Below are 25,719 nucleotides of genomic sequence, written 5' to 3' on the forward strand. Positions count from 1 at the left end.
GTGCTCGGTTCGTGTTTTGTTTTTTTTTTTGTCGTGGTTGGGGGGGGGGTTTTTTTGGCTGGGGGGGGGGGGGGGGGGGCCGCGGGGGTTTCGCGCGCCCCCCCCCCCCCACCCCTGTCCGTTTACGCTGGACAGGAGACGACCCTGGCGGACTGGCGGAACTGACGAAGGAGCGCGCCCGTGGAATTCGTCATCGGTGTACTGGCGCTGTTCTTCGTGCTCTTCGTGGCCCTCGGTGCCTTCGTCACCGTGAAGGCCGTGCGGGCCGTGCAGCGCGGTGTGGAGCGTACGGGCACGCAGGTCCGGCGGACCGTGGACGAGACGGCGCTGCGCGCGAAGGCCGTGCAGCCGGGACCCGTGGGCGAGCTGGCCCGTACGCGCCTGGAGCTGCGCTCCTCCATAGACAACACCCGTCGCGCACTGGAGGCGGGCGCCGAGCGTGACGCGTCGCTGCGTGAGGCGATGGGCCTGCTCGATCGCCTCCAGGAGCACGCCAGGCAGCTCGACGGCGAGCTGCGCCAGCTCATGGACCGCGAACCCGACAAGGAGCGCGTCGCCGAACGGCTCCCCGAGGCCCGCGAACGGGTCGCGCACATCAAGCAGTCGGCCGATTCCCTCCGCTTCGCAGCCCAGGACCGCGCGCGGGAGTACGACGCCGAGGGGCTGTCGGCCCTGCGCGAGCAGATCGAGATCGAGTCGGGCGCGCTGCGGCACTGGCAGCGCCCGGACGAGGAGCGCTCCGCGCTGGGGAAGGGAGACGCGGCGTCCGATGCGCGGTCCTCGGCGGCTTCGGCATCTTCGGCCGGCTCCGATGGCGCGGGTGCGGGGTCTGCCGGGACGGGCTCGGACCCTGCCGGGGCGGGCGCCGACGCGGAGGGTTCCGCTCCGGGGCTTCCGGCCGGGCGCGAGGGCCGGACGGAGGGCCTCGCCGGGCCCGACGGAGGAGCGGCGGGGCAGCAGCGGCAAGGGTTTCCCCACTTCGAGAAGGGCCGTCCTCGGAGCGCTTCCTGAGACGGCGGTAGCCTCCTGTTCATGTCCCGCCATGTCGCGATCGTCACTGATTCCACGGCCTACCTCCCGCCGGCGGCCCTGCGGCGGCACCACATCAACGCTGTCCCACTGACCGTGGTGCTCGGGGACCAGGCACTGGAGGAGGGCACCGAGATCTCGGCCCGCTCGCTGGCCGAGGCCCTGCGCCAGCGCCACGCCGTCACGACGTCCAGGCCGAGCCCGGCGATGTTCGCCGAGGCGTACCGCGCGGCGGCCGAGGCGGGTGCGGACGGCGTCATCTCCCTCCACCTCTCGGCGGAGTTCTCGGGTACGTACGACGCGGCGGTGCTGGCCGCCCGCGAGGCACCGGTACCCGTACGGGTGGTGGACACCGGTGTGGTCGCGATGGCCCTGGGCTTCTGCGCCCTGGCAGCGGCCGAGGCGGCGGAGGCGGGCGGCTCGCTGGACGACGCGGTGGCCGCCGCCGAGAAGCGCGCCGAGGGCACCTCCACCTACTTCTACGTGGACACCCTCGACTATCTGCGCCGGGGCGGCCGCATCGGCGCGGCCCAGGCGCTGCTCGGCTCAGCACTGGCGGTGAAGCCGCTGCTGGAGCTGACGGACGGCCGCATCGGCATGCTGGAGAAGGTCCGCACGGCGACGAGGGCGATCGGCCGCCTGGAGGAGATCGTGGTCGAGCGGGCGGGCGAGGCCCGAGTCGACATCGCCGTCCACCATCTCGCGGCACCGGAACGCGCGGAACAGTTGTCCCAGCGGCTGCGTGACCGCGTTCCGGGGCTGGGCGAGATGCACGTCAGTGAGGTGGGCGCGGTGATCGGCGCCCATACGGGGCCGGGGTTGCTGGGTGCGGTCGTGTCGTTGAGGTGAGTGGGGGCGGGGGCGCTGGGGGTGTGAGGGCCTGGGGGTGTGAGGTGTGCGGGGCGTGTGGAGCGTGTGGGTGACGGAGTTATCCACAACTGGTGGGTTGTCCCCGGGAATTTAGCAAGATCACTGACGCGGCGTGAACGTCTCTACCGTCGGTCGGCATGAGCACCCGATCACGTTCTCCCCGCCTTTCCCGTTCCTCTGCCGGCGCGCCTTCCTCCGCTGTTCCGCGTCCCCGTCCTGCCCCTCGGCGAAGGGTGCGGGGACCGGGCCGTTCGGGGCGCCCTGACTATCCGGCTCCGGGGCGTCGTCCCTCGCGCCTGTCGCGGAGTTCTCCACGGCACCGGGCGCTGCCGGGCGGCAGGGGAGGCCAGAGTGCCCCTGCGGACACGCGGGTGGCCGCGCTCTTCTCGGAGGACGGTGCGCCGAGGGGCGGCGAGGGGAGCGGGCCCGGTGCCGCCGAGACGGTGCTGCCGCGCGAGGTCGCCATTGCGGCGGCGCGCGCTGCCGTGCGGGAGAGCAGGGCCCGGCGTGAGGCGCGGGCCCATGAAACGGGGAGCGGGCGGGCTTCGGACGGGGAGCTGGGGCGGGCTCCCACTGTGGAACGGGACGGGGACGGTACCCAAGGCCGGGTGAGGCCGTCCCAGCCGCCCCTGTGGGAACGGCTGCCGTTATGGCTGCGGTTGCGGTGCGGGGTGGAGCCGAAGACCCTCGCGGCTCTTGTGGTGGTCCTGCTGATCGCCGTCGCCTTCGGAGTGCAGCACTTCTGGGAGGGACGCCCACGGAGTGTGGCCGCGCCCGCAGGCGAGGGAATCCAGGCGCCGTCGGTGGAGGGCGGGAGCGCGGCCGGTCGGCCGAGTCCGGCCGCTTCGGCGATCGCGTCGGGAGGCGCGACGGCGGGTGCGGCGGGCTCAGCGAGCGGAGCGACGGGCAAACGGGTCGTGGTCGATGTCTCGGGCAAGGTCCGCGAGCCGGGTGTCCACAGGCTGCCCGCCGGTTCCCGCGTCGAGGACGCGATCGAGGCCGCCGGAGGAGCCCGGCGGGGCACGGACATGCGGGGGCTGAACCGTGCCCGGCTGCTCGTGGACGGTGAACAGATCGTCGTGGGCGGCGGTTCGCGGGCAGGCGGGGGCGTGGGTGCCGGTTCGAGTCCGGCTCCGGGAAGCACCGGCGCCACCGGAGGGGCGGGCGCGGCGTCCGGCGGCACGGTGAGCCTCAGCACGGCCACGGTCGAACAGCTCGACACGCTTCCCGGCATCGGCCCCGTGCTGGCCCAGCACATCATCGAGTACCGCGATCAGCACGGCGGCTTCACCTCCATCGACCAGCTTCGCGACGTCAACGGCATCGGTGAGCGCCGCTTCGCCGATCTGAAGCCACGGGTGACGCCATGAGCGGGACGGCGGGGGCGGCAGGGGAGGGAAACGGGCCGGGCGCGGTCGGGCCGACGGCCGGGCGGAGCGATGACCGCGGGGACGCCGTGCGCCCTGCCCGCCCAGGGCGCTCCCCGGCACACGCTGCCTCGGGGCACCGGTTGGGAGCCTCGAACCCCCGGAGGGACGGGCCGACGGATCTGCGGCTGGTCCCGGCCGCGCTCGCCGCGTGGGCCGGGGCGGCACTCGGGCTCGGGGCGCCGGGCACGGTGGTGGCGGTCGGCGTGGGCGGGTGCTGTGCGGTCGCCGTCGCGCTGCTGATGTGCGCGCGGGGCGGTCGTCGGCGCGGCGTGCGGCGCGGGCTGTTCGTCGCGGTCACCATGGCACTGCTCAGTGCCGCGGCCGGGGGCGCGGACGCGGCACTGCATGCCGCGGACCTGCGGCGTGGGCCGGTGCCGAGGCTGGCTGAGGGATACGAGATGGCGACGGTCGAGTTGACCGTCACGGGGGACCCGCGACGGGTTCGTCCCAAGGTGCGGGGCGCGCATCAGACGTCGGGGTCGGTCATGTTCCGGGCGGAGGTCACCCGGGTGCTGGTTCCGGGCGGCGGTACGGGCCTGGCGAGTGCGGCGACGTCGACCCCGGCCGGTCCGGTGGCGGAGCGAGACGTGGCGGGTGGCGCTGGGACGCCGGGTGCGACGAACGTGGCGGAGGACGTCCGTACCCCGGTGCTCGTCCTTCTCCAGCCGCCCGACCGCTCCGATCGCCCGTCGGGCCCTGACTCGGGTACGGACACGGATCCTGGTTCGGGCCAGGACACGGGCTCGGACAGGAGCCCGGGGCCGGATTCGGGCTCTGGCCCGGGGCCCGGTCCGGCCTTCGGCCAGGACGCCGGGCCGGTCCTGGGTTCCGGTAAGGAGCAGGCCGGGGCGCGGGTGGCGACGGGCCAGGCGGCTGCGGAGGTGTCCGGGGCGGTCCCGGGGCCGGAAGCGGAGGGCGACCGTGCGGTGGCCTCGGACTGGCTGAGGCTGCTGCCGTCCACGGGATTGCGGGTTTCGGGGCGCCTCGCCGTGCCCATGGAGTCCGGTCCCGGGCAGGACATCGCCGCCGTCCTGCGTCTACGGGAGCCCGGGTCACCCCACGTCGTGCGGGAGCCCTCGGCGGCGCAGCGCATGGCGGGCACGCTCCGCGCTGGCTTGCGCGAGGCGAGCGGTGGCCTGGACGGGGACGCGCGCGGACTGCTTCCGGGGCTGGTCGTCGGGGACACCTCGCGGCTGCCCGCCGACCTCGACGAGGCGTTCCGTGCCACGGACATGACGCACCTCTTGGCGGTAAGCGGAAGCAATCTGACTGTCCTGCTCGTGCTGCTGATCGGCCCGCCGGGCTCGGCGCACTCCGCCGAGCGGCGAGGGCTCGCCCCGCTGTTCGGGCTGTCGCTGCGGACGACGGCGCTGCTCGGCGCCGCGCTCACGCTCGCCTTCGTGGTCGTCTGCCGTCCCGATCCGAGCGTGCTGAGAGCGGCTGCCTGCGGCGCGGTCACGCTGCTCGCGCTGGCGACGGGCCGCCGCCGTTCGCTGCTGCCCGCGCTGGCGGGCGCCGTCCTGCTGCTGGTGCTCCACGACCCGTGGCTCGCCCTCGACTTCGGCTTCCTGCTGTCCGTTCTGGCCACGGCCTCGTTGCTCACGGTCGCGCCGCGCTGGGCGGCGGCGTTGCGCCGCAGGGGGATGCCGGGCCGGATCGCCGAGGCGCTCGCCGCCGCCGCGGCGGCGCAGGTGGCCTGTGCGCCGGTGGTGGCGGTGCTCGCTGCTCACGTGAGCCTGGCCGCAGTTCCGTGCAATCTGCTGGCGGAGTTCGCCGTCGCGCCCGCCACCGTGCTGGGGTTCGCTTCGCTCGCGGCGGCGCCCTGGGCGATGCCGTTGGCGAAGGGACTGTCCTGGCTGGCGAGTTGGCCGACGGAGTGCATCGCCGGTATCGCCCGTGCGGGTGCCGCTCTGCCCGGTGCTGAGATCGCGTGGCCTGGGAGCTGGACGGGTGCGCTGCTGCTGGCGCTGCTCACGATCGCGGTGCTGATGTGCGCGTCCGGGCTGCGGGTGCTGAACCGTCCGTGGCTGTGCGTGGCCTGCGCCCTGCTGCTGTTGCTGGTGGTGTTGCGTCCGACGCCTCTGGTGCGGCCGTTGACGGGCTGGCCCCCGTCGGATTGGCGCATGGTGGTCTGCGACGTGGGACAGGGCGACGCGCTGGTACTGGCCACGGGCGAGGAGGGGACGGCCGTCGTGGTGGACGCGGGGCCCGACCCGGCCACGGTCGACCGGTGTCTGCGCGCGCTCGGCATCACCACCGTGCCGCTGCTCGTGCTCACACACTTCCACGCCGATCACGTGACCGGGGTGCGTGGTGTGCTGCGGGGGAGGGCGGTCGGCGCGATCCAGACGACCACGTTGGAGGAGCCGCCCGAGCAGGTGGAGTCCGTGCGCCGGGCGGCGCGGAAGGCAGGGGTTCCCGTTGTCGCGGCGTCGGCGGGTGAGCGGCGAAGGGCGGGCGGGCTGACGTGGTCCGTGCTCTGGCCCCCGCCCCCGCGACCCGCCTCACCCGCCGTACCAGCTCCGCCCCCGCAGGAAGGCGAGGGCGCCAACGACGCCAGCGTCACCCTTCTCGTCCGCGTGGCCGGACTCAGCGTGCTGCTGCCCGGCGATCTCGAACCGCCCGCGCAGCGGGAACTGCTGGAGGCGCATCCGGCTCTGGGAGCCGTGGATGTGCTCAAGGTCGCTCACCACGGCTCGGCCTACCAGGACCCGTCGCTCCTGAGCCGGTTGAGGCCACGGATCGCGCTCGTGTCGTGCGGTGCCCACAACTCGTACGGGCACCCGTCCCCGCTGACGCTTGCCGCGATCAGGGCGTCGGGCGCGGTCGTGTCGCGTACCGATACGCAGGGCGCGCTGGCGGTGACCGGCGGGAACGGCGACGGCGCCCCGCCGCCCGCGGTGGTGACGGAGCGCGGGACGCCGGGGCGCGGAGGCCGGGGCGGGCGTCTCAGGGCGAGACCTCCTCCAGGGGCCGGTTGGCGGTCTCCTCGGCGAAGAGCGCGGCGACCGCCGCGCCCAGCAGGGCCACGCAGCCCAGCATCGCGAAGACCAGGGAGATGCTGCCGCTCGCGTACACCATCCCGACCAGCACCGGGCCCAGGATCACCCCGAGGCGGTTGAGCGCTCCGCCGACGCTGCTGCCGAGGGCGCGCATCCGGGTCGGATACAGCTCCGGTGTGTAGAGGTAGAGGCAGATGTTGGAGCCGAAGAAGAACACGGCGGAGAGCGAGGTCCAGATGAGCACCTGAAGGGGGGTGCGGGCGCCGAGTACCGCGAGGGTGAGCAGGACGGCGGCGGCTCCCCCGAGGAAGACGGCGACGACCTTGCGCCGTCCCGCGCGGTCCACGGTCAGCGCCACGATCAGACAGCCGAGGAGGCCCGCGCTGGAGGTGACGGTCGAGTAGACGAGGGCGTCCGAGAGGGAGAGGCCGTACTCGCCCTGGTAGATCGTCGGCAGCCAGGAGGTGATGCCGTAGTTGACGAAGTAACCCGTGAACCAGAGGGCGCACACCATGAGGGTGCGGCGGCGGTAGCGGCCGACGAAGAGGCCGCGCAGGCCGGTGGCGGTCAGCTCGGCGGGCGTCGCCACGGCGGAGGGGGCGACGGGGGCGGAGGCGGGGGAGCCCTTGGCCGTGCCGGACGCCGGGGCCGCGCCGGGTTTCTCGTCCGGTGCCGGTTCCGGGGCCGGGGCCGGTGCCGGTTTCTCCGGGACCGGGGGGAGGGGGCGGCCCGTCGCGTGGGCGACCTTGGCCTCGATCTCGGTCATGACGGCGGCGGCCTCCTCCAGGCGCCCGTGGTCGGCGAGCCAGCGGGGCGACTCGGGGACCGCGCGCTGGACGAGGTAGCAGAGCAGCCCGGGGACGGCGGCGATCACGTACATCCACCGCCAGCCCAGCGCTGGCACCACCCAGGCGGCGACGACCGCGCCGACGGTGAGACCGGCGGGGAAGACCAGCTCGTAGAGGAGGACGAAGCGACCGCGCTTGAAACTGCGCGTGATCTCGCTGATGAAGGTGGCGGCCACCGGTACCTCACCGCCGATGGCCAGCCCCTGGACGAAGCGCAGGGCCATGAAGGGGGTGACGGACGAGCAGGCGGCGAGGGCGAGGCTCGCCGCACCCGAGACGCCGACGCACAGCGCGATCACCTTGACCCGCCCGATCCGGTCGGCCAGGCGCCCGGAGAAGAGCGCGCCGATCAGCATGCCGATCGAGCCGACGGTCAGCACCGTGGTCGTGCCGGTGTCGGTGAGGTGCCACTCCTGGCGCAGCTCCGGCATGGCGTAGGCGATGAGGAGCTGGTCGAACGCCTCGAAGAAGGTGACGACGCCGACGACGAGGCGCACCGTGACGTGCCAGCGGGAGACCGGAAGCCGCTCGAAGCGCGCGGCGATGTCGGCACGGGCCGCGAGGCCCGGCGAGGTGTCGATAGTCATCCAGGTGTCCTCCAACTCCGCGCCGGAGGTACGGAGTGGTTCGGGCCGCGTCGGATCGTGACCGCGCGCGGCTGTCGGGGAGAAGCGAGATGCGAGAGACGGATGCGAGAGGGGAGGGCGCGGTCGGGCGGGGGCGCCGTGAGCGGCAGGAAACTTATGCGTAACCGCCAAGCTTCTTAGGGCTTAAGTTGTATCGACTGGGGGGTGGTCGCCGTCAAGAGGTAGGCACGGCAACTTCTTCGCGGAAGGGGTCTTGCCAAGAAATACCTAAGCGCTTAAATTTTTGGCCCTAGCGACACTTCGGTCCATCGTCTGGAGGCTTGGATGCTTCAACTACCCGCCGACGAGGTGCTGGTGGCGGGGCGGTGGCGGCGCGGCGCGGGTGCGCGGACCGAGACCGTCGACCCCGCGACGGGGCGCGTCCTCACCGCCGTGCACGCGGCCTCCGTCGAGGACGTGGACGAGGCCGCCGAGGGTGCTGCCGCCGCCTCCGCCGATCCGGCCTGGCGCGAGCTGCCAGCGCACCTGCGTGCCCGTCTCCTCCACCGGGTCGCCGAGCTGATCGAGCACGAGGCCGAAGCGCTCTCCGCGCTCCAGACCGCCGACACGGGAAAGAGCCGTACGGAAACGCGGGCCCTCGTGCACAGCGCGGCGGGGACCTTCCGCTACACGGCCGCCGCGCTGGAGACCGCGGAGGACGCCGTCACGCCCTCGCGCGGCGCTTACGTCACCGTGAGCCTCCACGAGCCCATCGGCGTCGTCGGCGCCATCACCCCCTGGAACTCGCCCATCGCCAGCGACGCCCAGAAGCTGGCCCCCGCGCTGGCCGCGGGCAACGCCGTGCTGCTCAAACCCGCCGAGTGGACCCCGCTCGTCGCGCTCGCCCTCGGCCGCCTCGTCACCCGGGCGCTGGCGGAGGCGGGGCTTCCGGCCGGGCTGCTCTCCGTGCTGCCCGGCCGGGGCAGCCTCATCGGGGACGCGATCGTGCGGCACCCGCGCGTCGGCAAGGTCACCTTCACCGGCGGCACCACCACGGGCCGCGCCATCGCGCACGCCGCGGCGGAGAAGGTCATGCCCGTGTCGCTGGAGCTGGGCGGCAAATCCCCGACCATCGTCTTCGAGGACGCGGACCTCGAACAGGCCCTCGCGGGCGTCATGTTCGGGATCTTCTCCTCCAGTGGCCAGTCCTGCGTGGCGGGCTCGCGGCTGTTCGTGGCACGTGGGCGGTACGAGGAGTTCGTCGACGAGCTGACGGCCCGTACGCGGAAGCTGAAGGTAGGTCCAGGCACCGACCCCGGTACGCAGGTCGCCCCGCTGGTGCATCACCGGCACCGTGACGCGGTCGCGGGCCATGTCGATCTCGCGCGCGAGGAGGGGGCGCGGGTGCGGTGCGGGGGAGGGGCGCCCGAGGGGGAGGAGTACGAGAAGGGCGCGTACTACCTGCCCACCGTGCTCGACGGGCTGCCCAACTCTGCGCGCGCCTGTCAGGAGGAGATCTTCGGGCCCGTGCTCGTGGCGCTCCCGTTCGACGACGAGGACGACCTCGTCGCCCAGGCCAACGACTCCGTCTACGGCCTCGCCTGCGGCCTGTGGACCCGCGACCACCGCACCGCGTGGCGGGTAGCGCGGCGGATCGAGGCGGGCACGGTCTGGATCAACACGTACAAGCAGTTCAGCATCGCCACGCCCTTCGGCGGCACGAAGGACAGCGGCCTCGGCCGTGAGAAGGGACGCGAGGGCATACGTGCCTATCAGCGTCAGAAGAGCCTGTACTGGGGCGTCGGCGATGCGCCCCTTCCCTGGGCGACGGCGACCACGGCGGCGTCGGCTGCCGGTTGAGGCCCGCGCCTCCACGCCTCCGGCTCCCGTTCCCGTTCCGGTTCCGGTCCGCCCCATACGTCCCTCCCCGACCCGCCCCCGCCATGTTGGAGACAGCGATGCTGCACGAAGCCGCCCCGCACGGGCCCGTCGCCCGGCTGCGCGCACTGCGTTCCGTCGAGCTGCGTACGCCCGCGCTCACCCAGGCCGCCGACTTCTACTCCGAGGTGTGGGGGCTCGAAGTCGTCGAGTCCGACCGGGAGAACGGTGCAAGCTGGCTGCGCGGCACCGGCGACGAGCACCACGTCCTGAGCCTCACCCACGCCTCGCGCAACGGCCTCGGCCGCCTCAGCTTCGCCGTCGCCACCCCCGGCGAGGTGGACGATGCGGGCCGACGGCTCCTCGCCCGCGGCATCCTCCCCGTCACCGAGCCGGGCCCGCTCGACCAGGTGGGCGGCGGCTACGGGCTCCGCTTCACGGACCCCGAGGGCAGGCTGATCGAGCTGAGCGCCGAGGTCGAGGCCGTGGCACCGCGCGGCCGTGACGCGGCGGTGCCCGTCGGTGTCACCCACGCGGTCCTCAACACCACCGACATCGACGCGCTGGTGGCCTTCTACCGCGACGTGCTCGGCCTGCGCGTCTCCGACTGGTCCGAGCACCAGATGGCCTTCCTGCGCTGCAACGCCGACCACCACTGCATCGCCTTCAACCAGGCGGAGTGGGCCTCGCTCAACCACGTGGCCTACGAGATGAGTTCGGTCGACCACTTCATGCGCGGACTCGGCCGTCTCCGGCACCACGGGGTCGTACCGAAGTGGGGGCCGGGGCGGCACGGTCCGGGGAACAACACGTTCTCCTACTTCACCGACCCGGCCGGGCTCGTCTGCGAGTACACCTCGGAGGTCGCCCAGATCGTCGAGGACGCGTGGATCGCGCGCGTGTGGCGGCGGGTTCCCGAGCTGTCCGATCTGTGGGGCACGGCCGGTCCGCCCTCGTCCGAGATCCGCTGCCACATGGCGGGCGAACCCGATCCGGGGCCCTTGGCGGGCTCCCCCGCCGACGTCGCCGACGCCCCGTCCACGGCCGATGAGGAGGTCTCCGCATGACCGCGCCTGTCTCCGCCCCGACGTCCGCGTCCGCGCCCGAGAGGACGGGGGCACGGTCCGTTCGGCGCGTCGGGCTCGTCGGGTGGGGCGCCATCGGGCGCGTCGTCGGGCGTGCCGTGGCCGAGGGCGCGGTGCCCGGAGCCGAGCTGGCCTGCGTCATCGACAATCGCGTGCTCGGCACGGAAGCCCCCGCCCCTCAGCTCGGCTTCGACGAAGCGCTCGCGCACTGCGACCTGATCGTGGAGGCGGCGGGCCAGGCGGTCGTACGGGAGTGGGGCGAGCGCGTGCTGCGCTCCGGCACCGATCTGCTGATCGCCTCCACCGGCGCCCTCACCGACGAGGCCCTCGCCGGTCGGCTGCTGGCCACAGGGCCCGGTCGGGTCTACTTCACCGGTGGCGCCGTCGGCGGTCTCGATCTCCTCCAGGCGGTACGGGAGATGGGCCCGCTCACCGACGTACGGCTGACCACGACCAAGCTGCCCGCCACCCTCGAACAGCCTTGGATGGACGAGGAACTGCTGCACCGCATGCGTACCGCGACCGCGCCCGTCGAGGTCATGAGCGGTACGGCGCGGGACATCCCCGCGAAGTTTCCCAAGTCCACGAACGTCGCCGCCTCCGTCGCGCTCGCGGTCGGGGACCCCGGCCGGGTCCGGGTCACCGTCGTCGCCGACCCGGGCGCCACCCGGACCCGGCACGCCGTCCACGCCTCCGGCGAGCACGGGACGTACCGCTTCGAGGTCGAGCACCTGCCCGACCCGGGCAACCCGGCGACGAGCCAGGTCGTTCCGTACGCCGTGCTGCGCAGCCTGGCCGCGCTCGCCGGAAAGACGGGGCAGATCCTGTGACCGCGTCTGTTTCCGCGTCCGCGTCCGCTTCCGTTTCGGCTTCCGCGTCCGCTTCCGGCGCGCCGTACGACCTCGCGGGGCTGCACGTCGAGCGAGCAGGTGAACGGGGCCCTCTGGTGCTGTGCCTGCACGGGATCGGCTCGTCATCGGCAGCCTTCACCGCGCAACTCGACGGGCTCGGCCACCGCGCCCGGGTCCTCGCCTGGGACGCGCCCGGCTACGGCCGCTCGGCCGACCCCCAGGGGCCCCTGGACCTGGACGGTTACGCCGACACCGCCGCAGCGCTGATCCGCGCGCACAGCGGCGACGCGCACAGCGACAGCACCCACGTGCTCGGCGTCTCCTGGGGCGGCGTCATCGCGCTCCGGCTCGCCACCCGCCACCCCGACCTCGTGGCGGGGCTGATCGTCGCCGACAGCAGCCCGGGCTCCGGTACGGACGAGGCGAAGGCCGCCGCCATGCGCGGGCGCGCCGCCGAGCTGGAGAAGCTGGGGCCCCGCCCCTTCGCCGAGCGCAGGGGGCCGCGGCTGGTGTCACCGGACGCGCCGGCCGAGCTGGTCGGACGGGTCGTGGAGACCATGGCCTCGGCCGTGCGCCTGCCCGGCTACGCGTACGCAGCCGACTCCATGGCCGCGACCGATCTGCGTCCCTCGCTCGCCTCCGTCGCCGCGCCCACCCTCGTCCTGTGCGGGGACCAGGACAGCGTGACGGGTGTCGAGGCGAGCCAGGCCATCTCGGGCGCGGTCCACAAGTCCGCTTACGTGATCGTCAAGGGCGCCGGACACCTCGCCAACCAGGAGCGGCCCGCGGCCTTCAACGACTGGGTCCTGTCCCACCTGCGCATCACAGCGCGCATACCCGAGTGACCCCGTAAGTCCTCGCGAACCGCCCGCTGTTCACCGACACCGACACCGACACGGACACGGACACGGACACGGACACCGAGAACCGAACCCGACACCGAGATCCGAACCCGAAGGAGCGCACCATGCCTCTCACCACCACCGAGTACGACAACGGCGGCGACCTCGCCAAGTACACCGACGGTCTCATCGCCACCAAGGACTCCCGCGAGCCCGACTGGAACACCCTCGCCTTCCAGGCCAAGGCGGGCGACCAGTACCGCAGGGCCCAGATCCGCTACGTCGGCTCCGGCGCCACCGGCAACCACGAGGGCGACAACCGCATCCTGCCCTCGGGCGGCTTCACCTTCTCCAACATGCTGCTGCCGCCCGGCGCCGAGGGCCCCGAGCACACGCACCACGACGTCGAGGAAGCCTTCTTCGTGCTGGAGGGCAAGGTCCGCGTCGGCATCCACCGGGGCGAGGACGAGGCGGAGTACCGCACCCTCGGCTACCGCGACATGATCGTCGTCCCGGCGGGCGTGGCACGCAGCCTCAAGAACGAGGGAGACACCGACGCCCTGTTCTGCGTGATCATCGGTACGCAGAAGCCGCAGGTCCCGACGTACCCCGAGCACTCGCCGATGCACGGCGTGACCCGCGACTGATGACCACCCCGGACACCGGCCAGGGCTCCGCACCGGACACCACCCAGGGCTCCGTGCCGGACGCCGCCCCTGACACCCATGCGGGGCGCTCCCGCGTGGACGGACCCCGCACCGTCGTCGTCACCGGCGCCGGCCGTGGCCTCGGACTGGCCACGGCCCGCCGCGCCGGCGCGGACGGCTTCCGCGTCGTCGTCGCCGAACTGGACGAGGAGCGGGGCGAGAAGGCCGTCGCGCTGCTGCGTTCCGAGGGGACGGAGGCCCACTTCGTACGGGCCGACGTCGCGGACCCCGCCTCCGTCGCGGCCATGGCGGACGAGGCCGCCGCGCTCGGCGGCGGCGCCCTGCACGGCCTCGTGAACAACGCGGGCCTCGCGGACGCGGTCGGCGGCAAGGAGTTCCAGGACATCGGCGTCGACGAGTGGGACCGCATCATGACGGTCAACGCGCGCGGCCCCTGGCTCGTGGCCCGCGCGCTGCTGCCCGCGCTCGTCGCGTCGGGCAGTGGCCGCATCGTCAACCTCGCCTCGGACGCGGCGCTCTACGGTTCGCCACGGCTCGCGCACTACATCGCCTCCAAGGGCGCGGTCATCTCCCTCACCAGGGCGATGGCGCGCGAGACGGGCGACAAGGGCGTCACCGTCAACGCCGTGGCGCCCGGTATCACGGAGGGCGAGTCGACGGAGCGCGTTCCGGCGGAGCGGCACGAGCTGTACCGGCTCAACCGCGCCGTGTCCAGGGCGCAGCGGCCCGATGACCTCACGGGGATGATCGCGTTCCTGCTCGGCGAGGAGTCGCGCTACCTCACGGGCCAGGTCATCGCCGTCAACGGCGGCTTCACCATGCACTGACGGCCTGATCGCCGACGTGCCGACCGTACGGTCGCCCTCCCCGCTCCCCGCCCCGCCCACACCACCCTCCCAAGGAGAAACCGTCATGGACCTCGGCCTCGCCGACCGCACCGTACTCGTCACCGGCGGCAGCTCGGGCGTCGGCCTGGCCACGGTCTCGGCGCTCCTCGGAGAGGGCGCGCGCGTGGCGGCCTGCGGCCGGGACGCGGACCGCCTCGCCAAGGCGGCTGCCGGTCTCGGCGCGGCGCGGGACCGGCTGCTGACGGGGGTGTGCGACGTACGGGACGCGGACGCCGTCCACGCGTTCGCCTCCCGCGTCGGCGCGCACTTCGGCGGGCTGGACGGCCTCGTCAACAACGCGGGCCAGTCGCGCATGAAGGGCCTCGACGACACGACGGAGGCGGACTGGCGCGACGAGCTGGAGCTGAAGTTCGCGGGCGTGCTCAACCCTCTGCACGCCATCCGCGAGCTGCTCCGCGCCTCGGACGCCGCCGCCGTCGTCAACGTCAACGCGGTGCTCGCCAAGCAGCCCGAGCCCCGCCTGATCACCACCAGCGCGGCCCGCGCGGGCATCCTCAACCTCTCCAAGTCCCTCGCCACCGAACTCGCGCGCGACGGCATCCGGGTCAACTCCGTCTGCCTCGGCCTGGTCGACACCGGCCAGTGGGCCCGCCGTTACGCGGCGTCCGGCAGCGCGCTCGGCTACGAGGAGTGGCAGCGCGAGCTTGCCGAGGACCGGGGCATCGCGCTCGGCAGGCTCGGCAGGGCGGAGGAGGTGGCCTACGCGATCGTCGGGCTCCTCTCGCCGCGCGCCTCGTACATCACCGGCACCAGCGTCGACGTCTGCGGCGGCATAGGCCGCGGCATCGCCTGACGACGCACCCCGCCGATCCCACCCCGTCGCCCCGACGACCCCACCGCGCCAGTCCGGCCCGTCGAGCCGGTCCAGCCAGGAGCGTTCACCATGAACCCACAGCAGCCCCCGCCCCCGCCCCCCTCCTCGCCTCCGCCGCCAGGGCGGCCCGCCAACGGCGGGGACCTCCTCGTCGGGCTCCTCCGGTCCCTCGGGATCGATACGGTCTTCGGTATCGTCAGCGTCCACAACCTGCCCCTCGTCGAGGCTGTGGACCGCGAGCTGCGCTTCGTACCGGTACGCCATGAGGCCACGGCGGTCAGCGCGGCCGACGCGTACGGACGGGCGCGCGGCGGCATCGGATGCGCCCTCACCAGCACGGGTACGGGCGCGGGCAACGCCGCCGGGTCGCTGATCGAGGCCCTCAGCTCCGGCGCCAGCGTCCTGCACGTCACCGGGCAGATCGACAGCGAACACCTCGGCCGGGGGCGCGGCTTCATCCACGAGACCAAGGACCAGCTCGGCATGCTGCGCGCGGTCTCGGTCCACGCGGCGACGGTCACCGGCACAGCCGACGCGGCCCGCGTCCTGTGCGGTGCGGCGCGGCACGCGCTGACAGAGCCGGGCGGGCCCGCGAGCGTCGAGTGGCCGATCGACCTCCAGTACGCGCCCCACGACCTCCCCCACGACCTCACGGAACTCCGCGAGCTGGAGGCGCTGCTCGAATCCGCCGGTGACGCCGACTCCACCGAGCGCGGCACCCCCGTCGAACCCGGCACGCCCGTCGAACCCGGCACGCCCGCCGCACCCGCCGCATCCGAGACGCCCGGCGCCCCCGAGCGGCCCCGCGTCCCCGTCGCACGCCCCCGCCCGCTGCCCTGCCCCCTCCCGCGCCCCACCGAGGCCCAGCTCGACGCGGCGGCCGGGCTGCTGGCCTCCGCGCGCCGTCCCCTCGTCTGGGCGGGCGGCGGCGCCACCCGCGCGCGGGCCGAGCTGGCCGCGCTCCTGGAGCGCACCGGCGCCGGGCTGCTGACCAGCAACTCCGGGCGCGGCAGCGTGCCCGAGGACGACCCGCGCGTGATCGGCAACTTCGCGACGACCCCAGCCGCACGCGCCCTCCTCGCGGACGCCGACGTACTGCTCTCCATCGGCACCCACTTCCGCTCCAACGAGACCGCCGACTACGGCCTCCGCCTCCCCGAGGCGCACATCCAGACCGACATCGACGCCGCCGCGCTCGGCCGCGTCTACCCGGCGGCCCACACCCTGCACGGCCACGCCCCGGACGTCCTCGCCGGACTCCTGGCCAGGCTGGGCCCCCGCGAGGCCGCAGCCCGGATGCCGCGCTCCTCGCCGTCGTCGTCGGAGTGGAGCGCCCGGGTCGCCTCCGTACGCGCCGACGTACGCGCGGCGCTCCGCGACGGCATCGGCCCCCAGGCCGCCGTGTGCGCGGCGCTCCGTGCCGCGCTGCCGCGCGACGCGGTGATCGCGCGGGACGTCACCATCCCGTCCAGCAGTTGGGGCAACCGCCTGCTGGAGATCTACGACCCGCGCGACAACCTCTTCCCGCGCGGCGGCGGCATAGGCCAGGGCCTCGGCATGGGCATCGGCGCGGCGCTGGCCCGCCCCGGCACACCCACCGTCGTCATGGCGGGCGACGGCGGGCTCGCCGTGCACCTCGGCGAACTGCTCACCCTCGCGCAGGCGGCGCCCCGCCTCACCCTCCTCGTCTTCAACGACGGCGGCTACGGCGTGCTGCGCAACATGCAGGACCGCTACTGCGACAGGCGCTCGGGAGTCGATCTGGCCACCCCCGACTTCGCGCTGCTGGCACGGGCGTGCGGCATCCCGTACGCGCGGATCGCGGCCGAGGACGAGGCGGGCCCCGTGCTCGCCGAGGCGACGGCGGCCGACGGACCCGTCCTCGTGGAGGTGGACCTGACGGCGCTGGGGCCCATGAAGACCCCGTTCACCCCGCCCGTCAAGATCCCCGACGCCGCCCGCACCCCCGCTCCGGGACCCGCCCCCGCTCCGGGACCCGCCCCCTCTCCCGAACCCCCGACTCCGACCCCGACCCCGACTCCGACCCCGTGAGGAGGCCGACGCCATGACCACGGCCCGTGAAGAGCAGGAACCGTGCCTCGACCTGCTCGTGCACCGGATGACCTGGGAGGCCGACGGCGTCCTGTCCGTCGAGCTGACCCACCCCGAGGGCAAGCCCCTGCCCGCATGGGAACCCGGAGCGCATCTCGACCTCGTCGCGGGGGAGCACACCCGCCAGTACAGCCTGTGCGGCGACCCGAGGGACAGTGGCAGATACCGGATCGGCGTGCTCGACGAGCCCTCCTCGCGCGGCGGTTCGCGCTACGTGCACACCGCGCTGCGGCCGGGCGCGACGGTCACCGTACGCGGCCCCCGCAACCACTTCCGCATGGTCCCGGCCGAGCGCTACCTCTTCCTCGCGGGCGGCATCGGCATCACCCCGCTCCTGCCCATGGTGCGCGAGGCCGCACGCCAGGGCATCCCGTGGCGGCTCGTGCACGGCGGCCGGTGCCGCGACGCGATGGCCTTCGGCGCGGAACTCGCCTGGCTGGCGCAACAGTCCGGGCCGGCCGAGCCGGCCGGTGAGGTGCTGCTCCACCCTCAGGACGAGCGCGGCCACATCGACCTGGAGGCAGCGCTCACCGGGCTCGACGCGCCGGGCGACGGCACCCTCGTCTACTGCTGCGGCCCCGAACCGCTGCTCGCCGCTGCCGAGGAGCGGTGCGCCGCGCTCGGGATCGCGGACCGGCTGCGCGTGGAGCGGTTCGCCGCACCGGCCGCGCGCCGTGACGGCCGGGACAGCCCCGACGACGAGGGGGGCGCGGACGCGGAGTTCGAGGTGGAGTGCCGCCGCTCGGGCCGCACCGTGCGGGTGGGGAGCGGCACCAGTGTCATCGACGCCGTCGAGAGCGTGGGCGTCTCCGTGCCCAGCTCCTGCCGCGACGGCATCTGCGGCACCTGCGAGACCCGCGTCCTCGACGGCACCCCCGACCACCGCGACTACGTGCTCAGCGAGGCCGAACACGCCTCGGGCGAGTCGATGATGATCTGCGTCTCGCGCTGTTCCTCGGGCCGCCTCGTCCTCGACCTGTGACCCGAACCCCCCGGAACGCGAACCCCCGGAACCCGAACCCGCTGAATCGGAGCCGACGACATGGACACCACGAGCGACCCGAGCGCCCCGCGCTACCTGGAGGTGCACCAGTCCCGCACCCACGAGCCGACCCCGTACGAGTACCGGCTCGCCGCCACCCTCGAAGAGGTCTTCACCACGGTGGGGCACGACCTCGCCTCCGTGGTGAGCGGCCTCAACGCACGTCAGGTCCACGCCCCCGACGGCAACCCCTGGACCGAGCAGACCTTCCGCGACGAGATGCACCGCCTGGGAGCGTGACCCCGATGACCTCAACAAAAGAGACCGCCGAGCACATCTACGCCACAGGGCTGCGCAACCAGTGGCACCCCGTAGTCCCCTCCCACTTCGTCGCGCCGGGCGGCATGCGCCGCGTCACCGCGCTCGGTGAGACGTGGCTGCTCTTCCGCAGGGCCGACGGCACCCTCCACATGCTCGCCGACCGGTGCCCCCACCGGGGCGCGCCGCTCTCGCTGGGCAAGCACCTCGGCGACCGGATCGCCTGCTGGTACCACGGCGTCGAGGTCGACGGCGGTGGCACCGTCACCTCCGTGCCGGGGCTGCCCGGCTGCAACCTGGAGGGCAAGCAGCTCGTCAAGAGCCCGCCCGTGCGCGAGGTGAGCGGCGCGATCCTGGCGTACTTCGGCGACGCACAGCACCCCGAGCCCTGCGAACTGACCCTCCCCGAACCGCTCACGGACCCGGACGTGTCCGCCTTCCTCTGCTACGCGGAGTGGGACGCCCCGTGGCGCTACGGCATGGAGAACCTGCTCGACCCGATGCACGGCGCATTCCTGCACCACGAGTCGCACACGATGTACGACGGGGACACGACGGCCAAGTTCCGCATCCGCGAGACCGACCGCGGCTACTTCTTCGAGAAGACCGACCAGCGCGGCGTCAACTTCGACTGGGTGGAGCTGTGCCGTACGGGAGTGGACTGGGTGGACCTGTCCATCCCGTACCCGCCGTCGGCCGGGCCCGGCGGACCTTTCGGGATCGTCGGCATGATCTGCCCCGTCGACGAGCGGCGCAGCGGCGTCTTCTTCTGGCGCTACCGGCGCGTGGCGGGCTGGGAGCGCGACACCTGGCGCTTCCTCTACCGCACCCTGATCGAGAAACGGCACTGGGAGGTGCTGGAGCAGGACCGCACCATGCTGGAGAGGATGCCGTTCGACGCCGACCAGGCGGAGAACCTCTACCAGCACGATCTGGGCGTCGTACGGCTGCGCCGCCTGTACCGCGCGGAGGCGGAGAAGCAGGCGGCCGCCCTGGCGTGAGGGCACCGGCTCAGCGGCGGGCCGCCCCCCTCACGTCCGGATCCGGGCCCGCCGCCTCCACCGAACCCACCGCCCCCGCCGCCCGTTCCGCCAGTTCCACCTTGCGGATCTTGCCGGTGGTGGTCAGCGGGAAGCCGTCGACCAGCTCGATCACCGGCACCTTGTAGACCGCCATGTTCTCCCGCGCCCACGCCCGCAGCCCCTCCGCCGTGACGGCGGCACCGGCCCGGACCCGGACGAAGGCGTACGGCGACTGGCCGCGCTCCGCGTCCTCGACGGCGACGACAGCGGCGGCCACCACGTCCTCGTGCTGCCCCAGCAGCGCCTCGACCTCGGACGGGAAGACGCTCATCCCGCTGACCTTGATCATGTCCTTCGCGCGCCCGAGGTAGTGCAGACAGCCGTCCTCGTCCAGCATCCCGATGTCCCCGGTGTGCAGCCACCCGTCGCGCAGCGCGAGCGCGGTGGCCTCGGGCTGCCGCCAGTAGCCGGTCAGCAGCGAGGGGCCGCGCAGCACGATCTCGCCCTGCTCGCCCAGCGGGAGGGGCTCGCCCGTGCCGAAGCCGACGACCATGATGTCGGTGCCGGGGACGGGCAGCCCGCAGAAGACGGGCTCCGTGCGCAGATCGCGGTCGTCGTCCTGGAAGCCGAGGGTGAGGGTGTCGCTGGTGTGCGTCTCGGTCATCCCGTACGACGCCTCGCGCAGCACGCTCCCCTCGCCCACCGCCTCCCGCCACCGGCGCCGCAGCTCCGGGGTGAGCTTGCGGATGAAGGAGATGACGGTCGGCCCTGTGAGGCTGGACAGGTCGCGTTCCGCGAACGCGGGGTGGTCCAGCAGCTCCTGGTAGTTCTCGACGGTGCCGGTGAGCACGGAGACGCCGTAGCGCTCGACGCCCAGCAGCACCGCCTCCGGGTCCCAGCGCGAGAGCAGCACGCTCGTGCCGCCGCTGACGAGCGGGGCGAGGATGCCCAGATTCTCGCCCGCGATCCAGAACACCGGCAGATAGCAGAGCACGTTCAGCGGCTCGCCGTCCGCGCATCCGGAGCCCGCCCAGACGGCGGCGGCCGTGTAGAGCATGTGGCGCTGCGTGTGCTCGCAGCCCTTGGGCAGTCCGGTGGTGCCGCCCGTGTAGTTGAGCGCGGCCAGCGCGTCGAGGTCGTCCGCCGTACGCCCCAGCCGAGGATGCGCCAGCGCCTGCGCCCAGCGCGACGGAACCGGCGCCACCGTCCCCTCGGAGGGCTGCGGCGGCAGCGGAAGCGTCGGTTCGACGGGGAGGGCTTCGGCGAGTGAGGTGACCAGGACCTCCCGTACGGGCGTCTGCGCGCGCACCTCCAGCAGCGCGGGCGCCAGCGTGTCCAGGGTGATCACCACGCCGGGCGCCGCGTCCCGCAGTTCGTGCCGCAGCTCGGCGGCGCGGAAGAGCGGGTTGACGGGGACGTGCACCGCGCCGAGCCGCAGCACGGCGAGGAACGCCACGAGGAACTGCGGGCAGTTGGGCAGATGCACCCCCACCCGGTCGCCGGGCCCGACACCCGCGCTCTCCAGCCGGCCCGCGAGCCTGTCGGACGCCTCGTCCAGTTCGGCGTAGCTGGTCTCGGCACCGTAGAAGACGACGGCGGCACGGTCGGGGTCGCGGGCCGCCCAGTGCGCGACGTGGGCGGGGAGCGACAGCTCGCCCAGCGGGTAGCGGGGCCGGTCGGGGAGGACGTCGGGGCGTATCCGGTCCTGGCGACGGCGCAGTTCGGTCAGATACTCCTCAACCGCGGGCTGATCCTGGGTCATCGGCATCGGGCGGCTCGCTCTCGGCTCGGGCTCGTGGCGTGACAGTGCCTGACGTGACGGTTCCTGGTGCGGCGGTTCCTTGCGCGGCGGTGTCCTCCGTGACCCGGAGCAGGTGCAGGTACATCGTCGTGACGTCCCGCACGGCGGCCTCGTACGCGCCCGGGTCCTCCGCGACCAGGCGCGCGCTCTGGGTGGACATGGCGCCCACGGCGCGCGCCAGTGCCAGGGGCTCCACGACCGGGTCGGCGAGACCCGCCTCGGCCAGCCGCCGCACGTACTTCGCGTGCCGGTGCAGCGGGCGGCGGTGGATCTCGGACCACAGCCGGGCCACCTCCTCGTCGGCGAGCGCCTGCTGCTCGAAGAGCGCGAGCAGCGGCAGGTGCGCGGCGTAGGCGGCGATGAAGGCGCCGACGGAGTCGCGGGCCACCGCGTGCGGGTCGTCCGGATCGGTCCCTGGCACCTCCTGCGCCGCGAGGAAGGCGTCCCGCACCCGCCCCGCGAGCACCCGGAAGACCTCGGCCTTCGAGGCGAAGTAGACGTAGAAGCCCGCGCGGGAGACGTCGGCCTCGGCCGCGATGTCGGCGACCGTCGTACGCCCGTAGCCGCGCCGCGCGAAGACCCGCTCGGCCGCCTCCAGGAGGAGGGCCCGGGTGTGCGCCTCCGTACGGTCGCGTTCCGTCCTCGCCGCCCACGGCTGCCGTGCCTGCCGCGTCTGCCGTGTCTGCCGTGTCTGCTGTGCCGCCTGGGCTTGCGCCTGCCGCTGTCGTGGTGCCACGTCGCGAGCATATTGACGTTGACGCCAGTGTCAATGACGATGGCGGCGCCAACACCGCGCCGTGGAGGGACTCATGGGAGAACCGGCCGTGCTCGTCGCCAACCGCGGGGCCGCCGCCGTACGGGTGCTGCGCGCCGCAGCCGAGGCGGGCATGCGCACCGTCGCCGTCCACACCCCCGACGAGGCGGGAGCGCCGCACACGCGGCTCGCCGACGAGGCGCACCCGCTCACCTCCGAGGGCGCACGCGGCTACCTCGACATCGACGCACTGCTCGGCATCGCCCGCCGCACCGGCTGCGATCTCGTCCACCCCGGCTGGGGCTTCCTCAGCGAGAGCGCCGACTTCGCCAGGCGCTGCGCCGCCGACGGGCTGACGTTCGTCGGGCCGCGCCCCGAGGTGCTGGACCTCCTCGGCGACAAGGGCCGTGCCCGCGCGCTCGCCGCTGAGCTGGGCGTTCCCGTGCTGCCCGGCACCACGGGCGCCACCACCCTGGACGAGGCCCGCGCCTTCCTGGAGGGGCTGGGCCCGGACGGCGCGCTGATGGTGAAGGCGCTGGCCGGAGGCGGCGGCCGGGGCATGCGCCAGGTACGCGCCGGGCACGGGCCCGACGAGCCCGAGGCGTCACCCGAGGGCGGCGGGCCCGACGCGTCAACGCCGAGCGGGCCCGACGCGCTCGCCGAGGCGTGGGAACGCTGCGCCTCCGAAGCTCTCCAGTCCTTCGGACGCGGCGAGCTGTACGTCGAGCGACTGCTCACCGGGGCCCGGCACATCGAGGTCCAGATCGCCGGGGACGCGCAAGGCGCGGTCACCCACCTGTGGGAGCGCGATTGCAGCGTCCAGCGGCGCCACCAGAAGCTCATCGAGATCGCGCCGGCGCCCGCGCTGGACGGGGAACTGCGCGGGCAACTGCTGGACGCCGCCGTACGGATGGCCTCCGCCGTGGGCTGCACCGGACTCGGCACCATCGAATTCCTCGTCGCCGACGGCACGTTCCACTTCATGGAGGCCAACCCCAGGCTCCAGGTCGAGCACACCGTCACGGAGGAGATCACCGGACTCGACCTCGTGGCCCTCCAGTTCGCGCTGGCCGCGGGCGAAGACCTCGCCGGGCTCGGCCTGGACACGCCGCCGCGCCCGCGCGGATACGCACTCCAGGCGCGGGTCAACGCCGCGTCGACGGGCACCCTCACCCGCTTCGAGCCGCCCGCGGGGCCCGGGGTGCGGGTGGACAGCGCTGTGCGCGCGGGCGGCGAGGTCGGCACGGCCTACGATCCGCTTCTCGCCAAGCTCGTCGTGCGCGCCCCCGGCTTCGGCACGGCGGCGGAACGGGCGCGGCGCGCGCTCGCGGAGTTCCGCATCGAGGGCGTCCGCACCTCCGCACCCCTGCTCGGCGCGCTCCTCGCCGACCCCGGCTTCCTCGCGGGCGGCACCGACACGTCCTTCGCCGACCGCTTCCCGGAGCCCGCACCCGAAACGGACTCCGGCGCTCCCACCGAACCCCTGAACGGCATCCCCGCCGAAACCCCCGACGGCACCCGCGCAGCCCTCGCCCCCATGAGCGGCACCGTCGTCTCCCTGGACGCGGCGCCGGGCGACACCGTACGGGCCGGGCAGCAGCTCGCCGTCCTCGAAGCGATGAAGATGGAACACGTGGTGCGGGCCCCGGCCGCCGGAACCGTGCGCGCCGTGCCCGTCGCCGTCGGGGACACCCTCGCCGAGGGCCGCCCCATGCTGCTCCTCGACCCCGCCGAGGGCGACACCGCGACGCAGGCCCCCGCCGAGGAGGCCGACCCCGACGCCGTGCGCGCCGACCTCGCCGAGGTACGCGCCCGCCACGCGGTCGGGCTCGACGCCGCGCGCCCCGAAGCCGTCGCCGCGCGCAGGAAGCGCGGCCGTCGCACGGCCCGCGAGAACCTCGCCGACCTGTGCGACGAGGGCAGCTTCACCGAGTACGGCGCCCTCGCGCTCGCCGCGCAACGCCGCCGTCGCAGCCTGGAGGAACTGATCGCGCAGACTCCGGGCGACGGTATGGTCGCCGGGACGTGCACCGTCAACGCGGACACCGTAGGACCCGGACGCGCCGACTGCGTGGCCCTGACGTACGACTACACGGTCCTCGCCGGAACCCAGGGCCATATGAACCACCGCAAGACCGACCGGATGCTGGAGATCGCCGAGCGCCGCCGCGCCCCCGTGGTGCTGTTCGCCGAGGGCGGCGGAGGCCGTCCAGGGGACACGGACTCCCCGTCCGTCGCCGGGCTCGACGTCGGCACGTTCCGGCAGATGGGGCGGCTCAGCGGCCTCGTCCCCCTCGTCGGCGTCGCCTCCGGCTACTGCTTCGCGGGCAACGCGGCGCTGCTCGGCTGCTGCGACGTGGTGATCGCGACGCCCGAGGCCAGCATCGGCATGGGCGGCCCCGCGATGATCGAGGGCGGGGGCCTGGGCACGTACCGGCCAGGGGAGGTCGGCCCCAGGGACGTGCAGGTGGCCAATGGGGTCGTGGACCTGTGCGCCGAGGACGACGCCGACGCGGTACGCCTCGCCCGCCGCTACCTCTCCTACTTCCAGGGCCCCGTCGCCGACTGGCAGGCCCCCGACCAGCGGCTGCTGCGGCACGTCGTCCCGGAGAACCGCCGCCGCGCCTACGACATACGGGGCGCCGTCGCGGGCCTGGCCGACAGCGGCTCGGTGCTGGAGCTGCGCGGCGGCTTCGGCACCGGCGTGGTCACGGCGCTGATCCGCGTCGAGGGCCGCCCCATGGGCCTCCTCGCCAACAACCCGGGGCACCTGGGCGGCGCCATCGACAGCGAGGCCGCCGACAAGGCAGCCCGCTTCCTCCAGTTGTGCGACGCGTTCGGGCTGCCCGTCGTCTCGCTCTGCGACACCCCCGGCTTCATGGTCGGCCCAGAAGCGGAACGCACTGCCACCGTCCGCCACTTCTCCCGGCTCTTCGTGACGGGCGCCAACCTGTCGGTCCCGGTCTGCGCGCTGATCCTGCGCAAGGCGTACGGGCTCGGCGCGATGGCCATGCTCGGCGGCAACACGCACGCGCCGGTCGCCACGGCCGCCTGGCCGAGCGGCGAGATCGGCGCGATGGGCCTGGAGGGCGCCGTCCGGCTCGGCTTCCGGCGCGAACTGGAGGCCGTCGCAGACCCCGTCGAGCGCGAGCGCGCCTTCCAGGCGCGGGTGGACGAGCTGTACGAGCGGGGCAAGGCGCTCAACGCGGCGACGGTCATGGAGATCGACGACGTCATCGACCCGGCCGACAGCCGCGCCCTGATCACCGCCGCCTTCCGCGACACCCCGGGCCCGGTGCCGGAAAGCGAGCGGCGCCGCCCGTACGTCGACACATGGTGAGCGCGCAGCGCCTGCGGGCCGCCGGGCTCACTCCTCCCCGGAAGCCCCTGCGGCCTCCGCCGCCTCCGCGTCCTCCAGCGAACGCTCCAGCTTCCCCAGCAGCCGCGCCAGTTGACGGCACTCGGCCGGGCTGAGCCCGGCGAGCATGCGGCGCTCGTTCTCCAGGTGCTCGGCGAAGAGGCCGTCGATGCGCTCCAGGCCCTCTTCGCTGAGCCGGGAGTGCACGACGCGCCGGTCCTCGGGCCCGCGCTCGCGCACGATCAGGCCGTCCTTCTCCAGCCGGTCGATGCGCAGCGTCACCCCGGCCGAGCTGATCAGCCCGGAGTCCGCCAGCTCACCCGCCGTACGGCGGTACGGCGCACCAGCCCTGCGCAGGGCCGTCATCACGTCGAAGCCCGCCATGGAGAGCCCGTACTCCTCCAGCGGTTTGGAGATCTGGGACTGGTAGCGCAGAAACGTCCGGTGCAGGCGCGCGAAGACCTCCAGCGGCGCGGTGTCCAGTTCGGGCCGTTCGCGTCGCCAGTCCTCGATGATGGACGCCACGGCGTCCTGGCGCGCGGACGCGGTCCTCTTCTGGGCCATTCGGTCGTTCCTCCCTG

General features: G+C 73.8%; 18 protein-coding genes and 2 pseudogenes. 16 read left to right on the plus strand and 4 right to left on the minus strand.

Annotation, left to right across the window (positions count from 1 at the left end; all coding sequences use genetic code 11):
- Positions 1 to 180: 180 nt before the first annotated feature.
- The 4 genes from ACWGJ2_RS26090 to ACWGJ2_RS26105 all read left to right on the plus strand — a co-directional run bounded on the left by ACWGJ2_RS26090 (position 181) and on the right by ACWGJ2_RS26105 (position 6,451).
- Complete coding sequence (locus ACWGJ2_RS26090) at positions 181 to 1,011, plus strand: hypothetical protein (protein ID WP_453348661.1); 831 nt, start codon at positions 181 to 183, stop codon at positions 1,009 to 1,011.
- Positions 1,012 to 1,032: 21 nt separating this feature from the next.
- Positions 1,033 to 1,878 carry a DegV family protein gene (locus tag ACWGJ2_RS26095; protein ID WP_453348662.1) on the plus strand — a complete coding sequence of 282 codons (846 nt, stop codon included), beginning with the start codon at positions 1,033 to 1,035 and terminating at the stop codon, positions 1,876 to 1,878.
- A 629-nt stretch (positions 1,879 to 2,507) separates the two neighbouring features.
- Positions 2,508 to 3,269 (plus strand): helix-hairpin-helix domain-containing protein, encoded by a 762-nt coding sequence (locus ACWGJ2_RS26100; protein ID WP_453348663.1) that lies wholly within the window; start codon positions 2,508 to 2,510, stop codon positions 3,267 to 3,269.
- A 140-nt stretch (positions 3,270 to 3,409) separates the two neighbouring features.
- Positions 3,410 to 6,451: a ComEC/Rec2 family competence protein gene (locus tag ACWGJ2_RS26105; RefSeq protein WP_453348664.1), complete on the plus strand. Its 3,042-nt coding sequence runs from the start codon at positions 3,410 to 3,412 to the stop codon at positions 6,449 to 6,451.
- Here ACWGJ2_RS26105 and ACWGJ2_RS26110 read toward each other — a convergent pair.
- Positions 6,345 to 7,766 (minus strand): annotated as a pseudogene (locus ACWGJ2_RS26110) (MFS transporter); the annotation flags it as partial. The gene ACWGJ2_RS26105 and the pseudogene ACWGJ2_RS26110 sit on opposite strands and share 107 nt — an antisense overlap.
- 324 nt (positions 7,767 to 8,090) lie before the next feature.
- Between ACWGJ2_RS26110 and ACWGJ2_RS26115 the strand changes: the two are divergent.
- The 11 genes and pseudogenes from ACWGJ2_RS26115 to ACWGJ2_RS26165 all read left to right on the plus strand — a co-directional run bounded on the left by ACWGJ2_RS26115 (position 8,091) and on the right by ACWGJ2_RS26165 (position 19,204).
- A complete protein-coding gene (locus ACWGJ2_RS26115; protein ID WP_453348665.1) occupies positions 8,091 to 9,605 on the plus strand; it encodes an aldehyde dehydrogenase in 1,515 nt (504 codons plus the stop codon).
- A gap of 98 nt (positions 9,606 to 9,703) precedes the next feature.
- The gene (locus tag ACWGJ2_RS26120; RefSeq protein WP_453348666.1) at positions 9,704 to 10,690 is read left to right on the plus strand and encodes a VOC family protein; all 987 of its coding nucleotides are present in this window, start codon (positions 9,704 to 9,706) and stop codon (positions 10,688 to 10,690) included.
- Positions 10,687 to 11,538 carry an aspartate dehydrogenase domain-containing protein gene (locus ACWGJ2_RS26125; protein ID WP_453348667.1) on the plus strand — a complete coding sequence of 284 codons (852 nt, stop codon included), beginning with the start codon at positions 10,687 to 10,689 and terminating at the stop codon, positions 11,536 to 11,538. Before ACWGJ2_RS26120 ends, ACWGJ2_RS26125 begins: the two co-directional genes overlap by 4 nt.
- 80 nt (positions 11,539 to 11,618) lie before the next feature.
- Entirely contained in the window at positions 11,619 to 12,404 is a 786-nt protein-coding gene (locus ACWGJ2_RS26130) for an alpha/beta fold hydrolase (protein WP_453348711.1), read from the plus strand.
- A 122-nt stretch (positions 12,405 to 12,526) separates the two neighbouring features.
- The gene (locus ACWGJ2_RS26135) at positions 12,527 to 13,048 is read left to right on the plus strand and encodes a cupin domain-containing protein (RefSeq protein ID WP_453348668.1); all 522 of its coding nucleotides are present in this window, start codon (positions 12,527 to 12,529) and stop codon (positions 13,046 to 13,048) included.
- Complete coding sequence (locus ACWGJ2_RS26140; RefSeq protein WP_453348669.1) at positions 13,048 to 13,896, plus strand: SDR family oxidoreductase; 849 nt, start codon at positions 13,048 to 13,050, stop codon at positions 13,894 to 13,896. The genes ACWGJ2_RS26135 and ACWGJ2_RS26140 overlap by 1 nt, the downstream gene beginning before the upstream one ends.
- 85 nt (positions 13,897 to 13,981) lie before the next feature.
- Positions 13,982 to 14,770 (plus strand): SDR family oxidoreductase, encoded by a 789-nt coding sequence (locus ACWGJ2_RS26145; protein ID WP_453348670.1) that lies wholly within the window; start codon positions 13,982 to 13,984, stop codon positions 14,768 to 14,770.
- A gap of 90 nt (positions 14,771 to 14,860) precedes the next feature.
- Positions 14,861 to 16,741, plus strand: a pseudogene (locus ACWGJ2_RS26150) (thiamine pyrophosphate-binding protein); the annotation flags it as partial.
- A gap of 115 nt (positions 16,742 to 16,856) precedes the next feature.
- The gene (locus tag ACWGJ2_RS26155; RefSeq protein ID WP_453348671.1) at positions 16,857 to 17,885 is read left to right on the plus strand and encodes a PDR/VanB family oxidoreductase; all 1,029 of its coding nucleotides are present in this window, start codon (positions 16,857 to 16,859) and stop codon (positions 17,883 to 17,885) included.
- A gap of 60 nt (positions 17,886 to 17,945) precedes the next feature.
- A complete protein-coding gene (locus tag ACWGJ2_RS26160) occupies positions 17,946 to 18,185 on the plus strand; it encodes a recombinase-like helix-turn-helix domain-containing protein (RefSeq protein WP_453348672.1) in 240 nt (79 codons plus the stop codon).
- Between the two features lie 5 nt (positions 18,186 to 18,190).
- On the plus strand, positions 18,191 to 19,204 hold the full coding sequence (locus ACWGJ2_RS26165) for a Rieske 2Fe-2S domain-containing protein (protein ID WP_453348673.1): 1,014 nt from the start codon (positions 18,191 to 18,193) through the stop codon (positions 19,202 to 19,204).
- Between the two features lie 10 nt (positions 19,205 to 19,214).
- Here ACWGJ2_RS26165 and ACWGJ2_RS26170 read toward each other — a convergent pair whose 3' ends face one another.
- Both ACWGJ2_RS26170 and ACWGJ2_RS26175 read right to left on the minus strand, forming a co-directional pair.
- Positions 19,215 to 20,993: an AMP-binding protein gene (locus ACWGJ2_RS26170; RefSeq protein WP_453348674.1), complete on the minus strand. Its 1,779-nt coding sequence runs from the start codon at positions 20,991 to 20,993 to the stop codon at positions 19,215 to 19,217.
- The gene (locus ACWGJ2_RS26175; protein WP_453348675.1) at positions 20,962 to 21,762 is read right to left on the minus strand and encodes a TetR/AcrR family transcriptional regulator; all 801 of its coding nucleotides are present in this window, start codon (positions 21,760 to 21,762) and stop codon (positions 20,962 to 20,964) included. The genes ACWGJ2_RS26170 and ACWGJ2_RS26175 overlap by 32 nt, the downstream gene beginning before the upstream one ends.
- A 73-nt stretch (positions 21,763 to 21,835) precedes the next feature.
- On the opposite strand from ACWGJ2_RS26175, the gene ACWGJ2_RS26180 reads away from it, so the two are divergent.
- On the plus strand, positions 21,836 to 25,120 hold the full coding sequence (locus tag ACWGJ2_RS26180) for a carboxyl transferase domain-containing protein (protein ID WP_453348676.1): 3,285 nt from the start codon (positions 21,836 to 21,838) through the stop codon (positions 25,118 to 25,120).
- 27 nt (positions 25,121 to 25,147) lie between these two features.
- Here ACWGJ2_RS26180 and ACWGJ2_RS26185 read toward each other — a convergent pair whose 3' ends face one another.
- The gene (locus ACWGJ2_RS26185; protein ID WP_453348677.1) at positions 25,148 to 25,702 is read right to left on the minus strand and encodes a MarR family winged helix-turn-helix transcriptional regulator; all 555 of its coding nucleotides are present in this window, start codon (positions 25,700 to 25,702) and stop codon (positions 25,148 to 25,150) included.
- Between the last annotated feature and the right edge of the window lie 17 nt (positions 25,703 to 25,719).

The organism is Streptomyces sp. NPDC054796 (genome assembly GCF_053611545.1).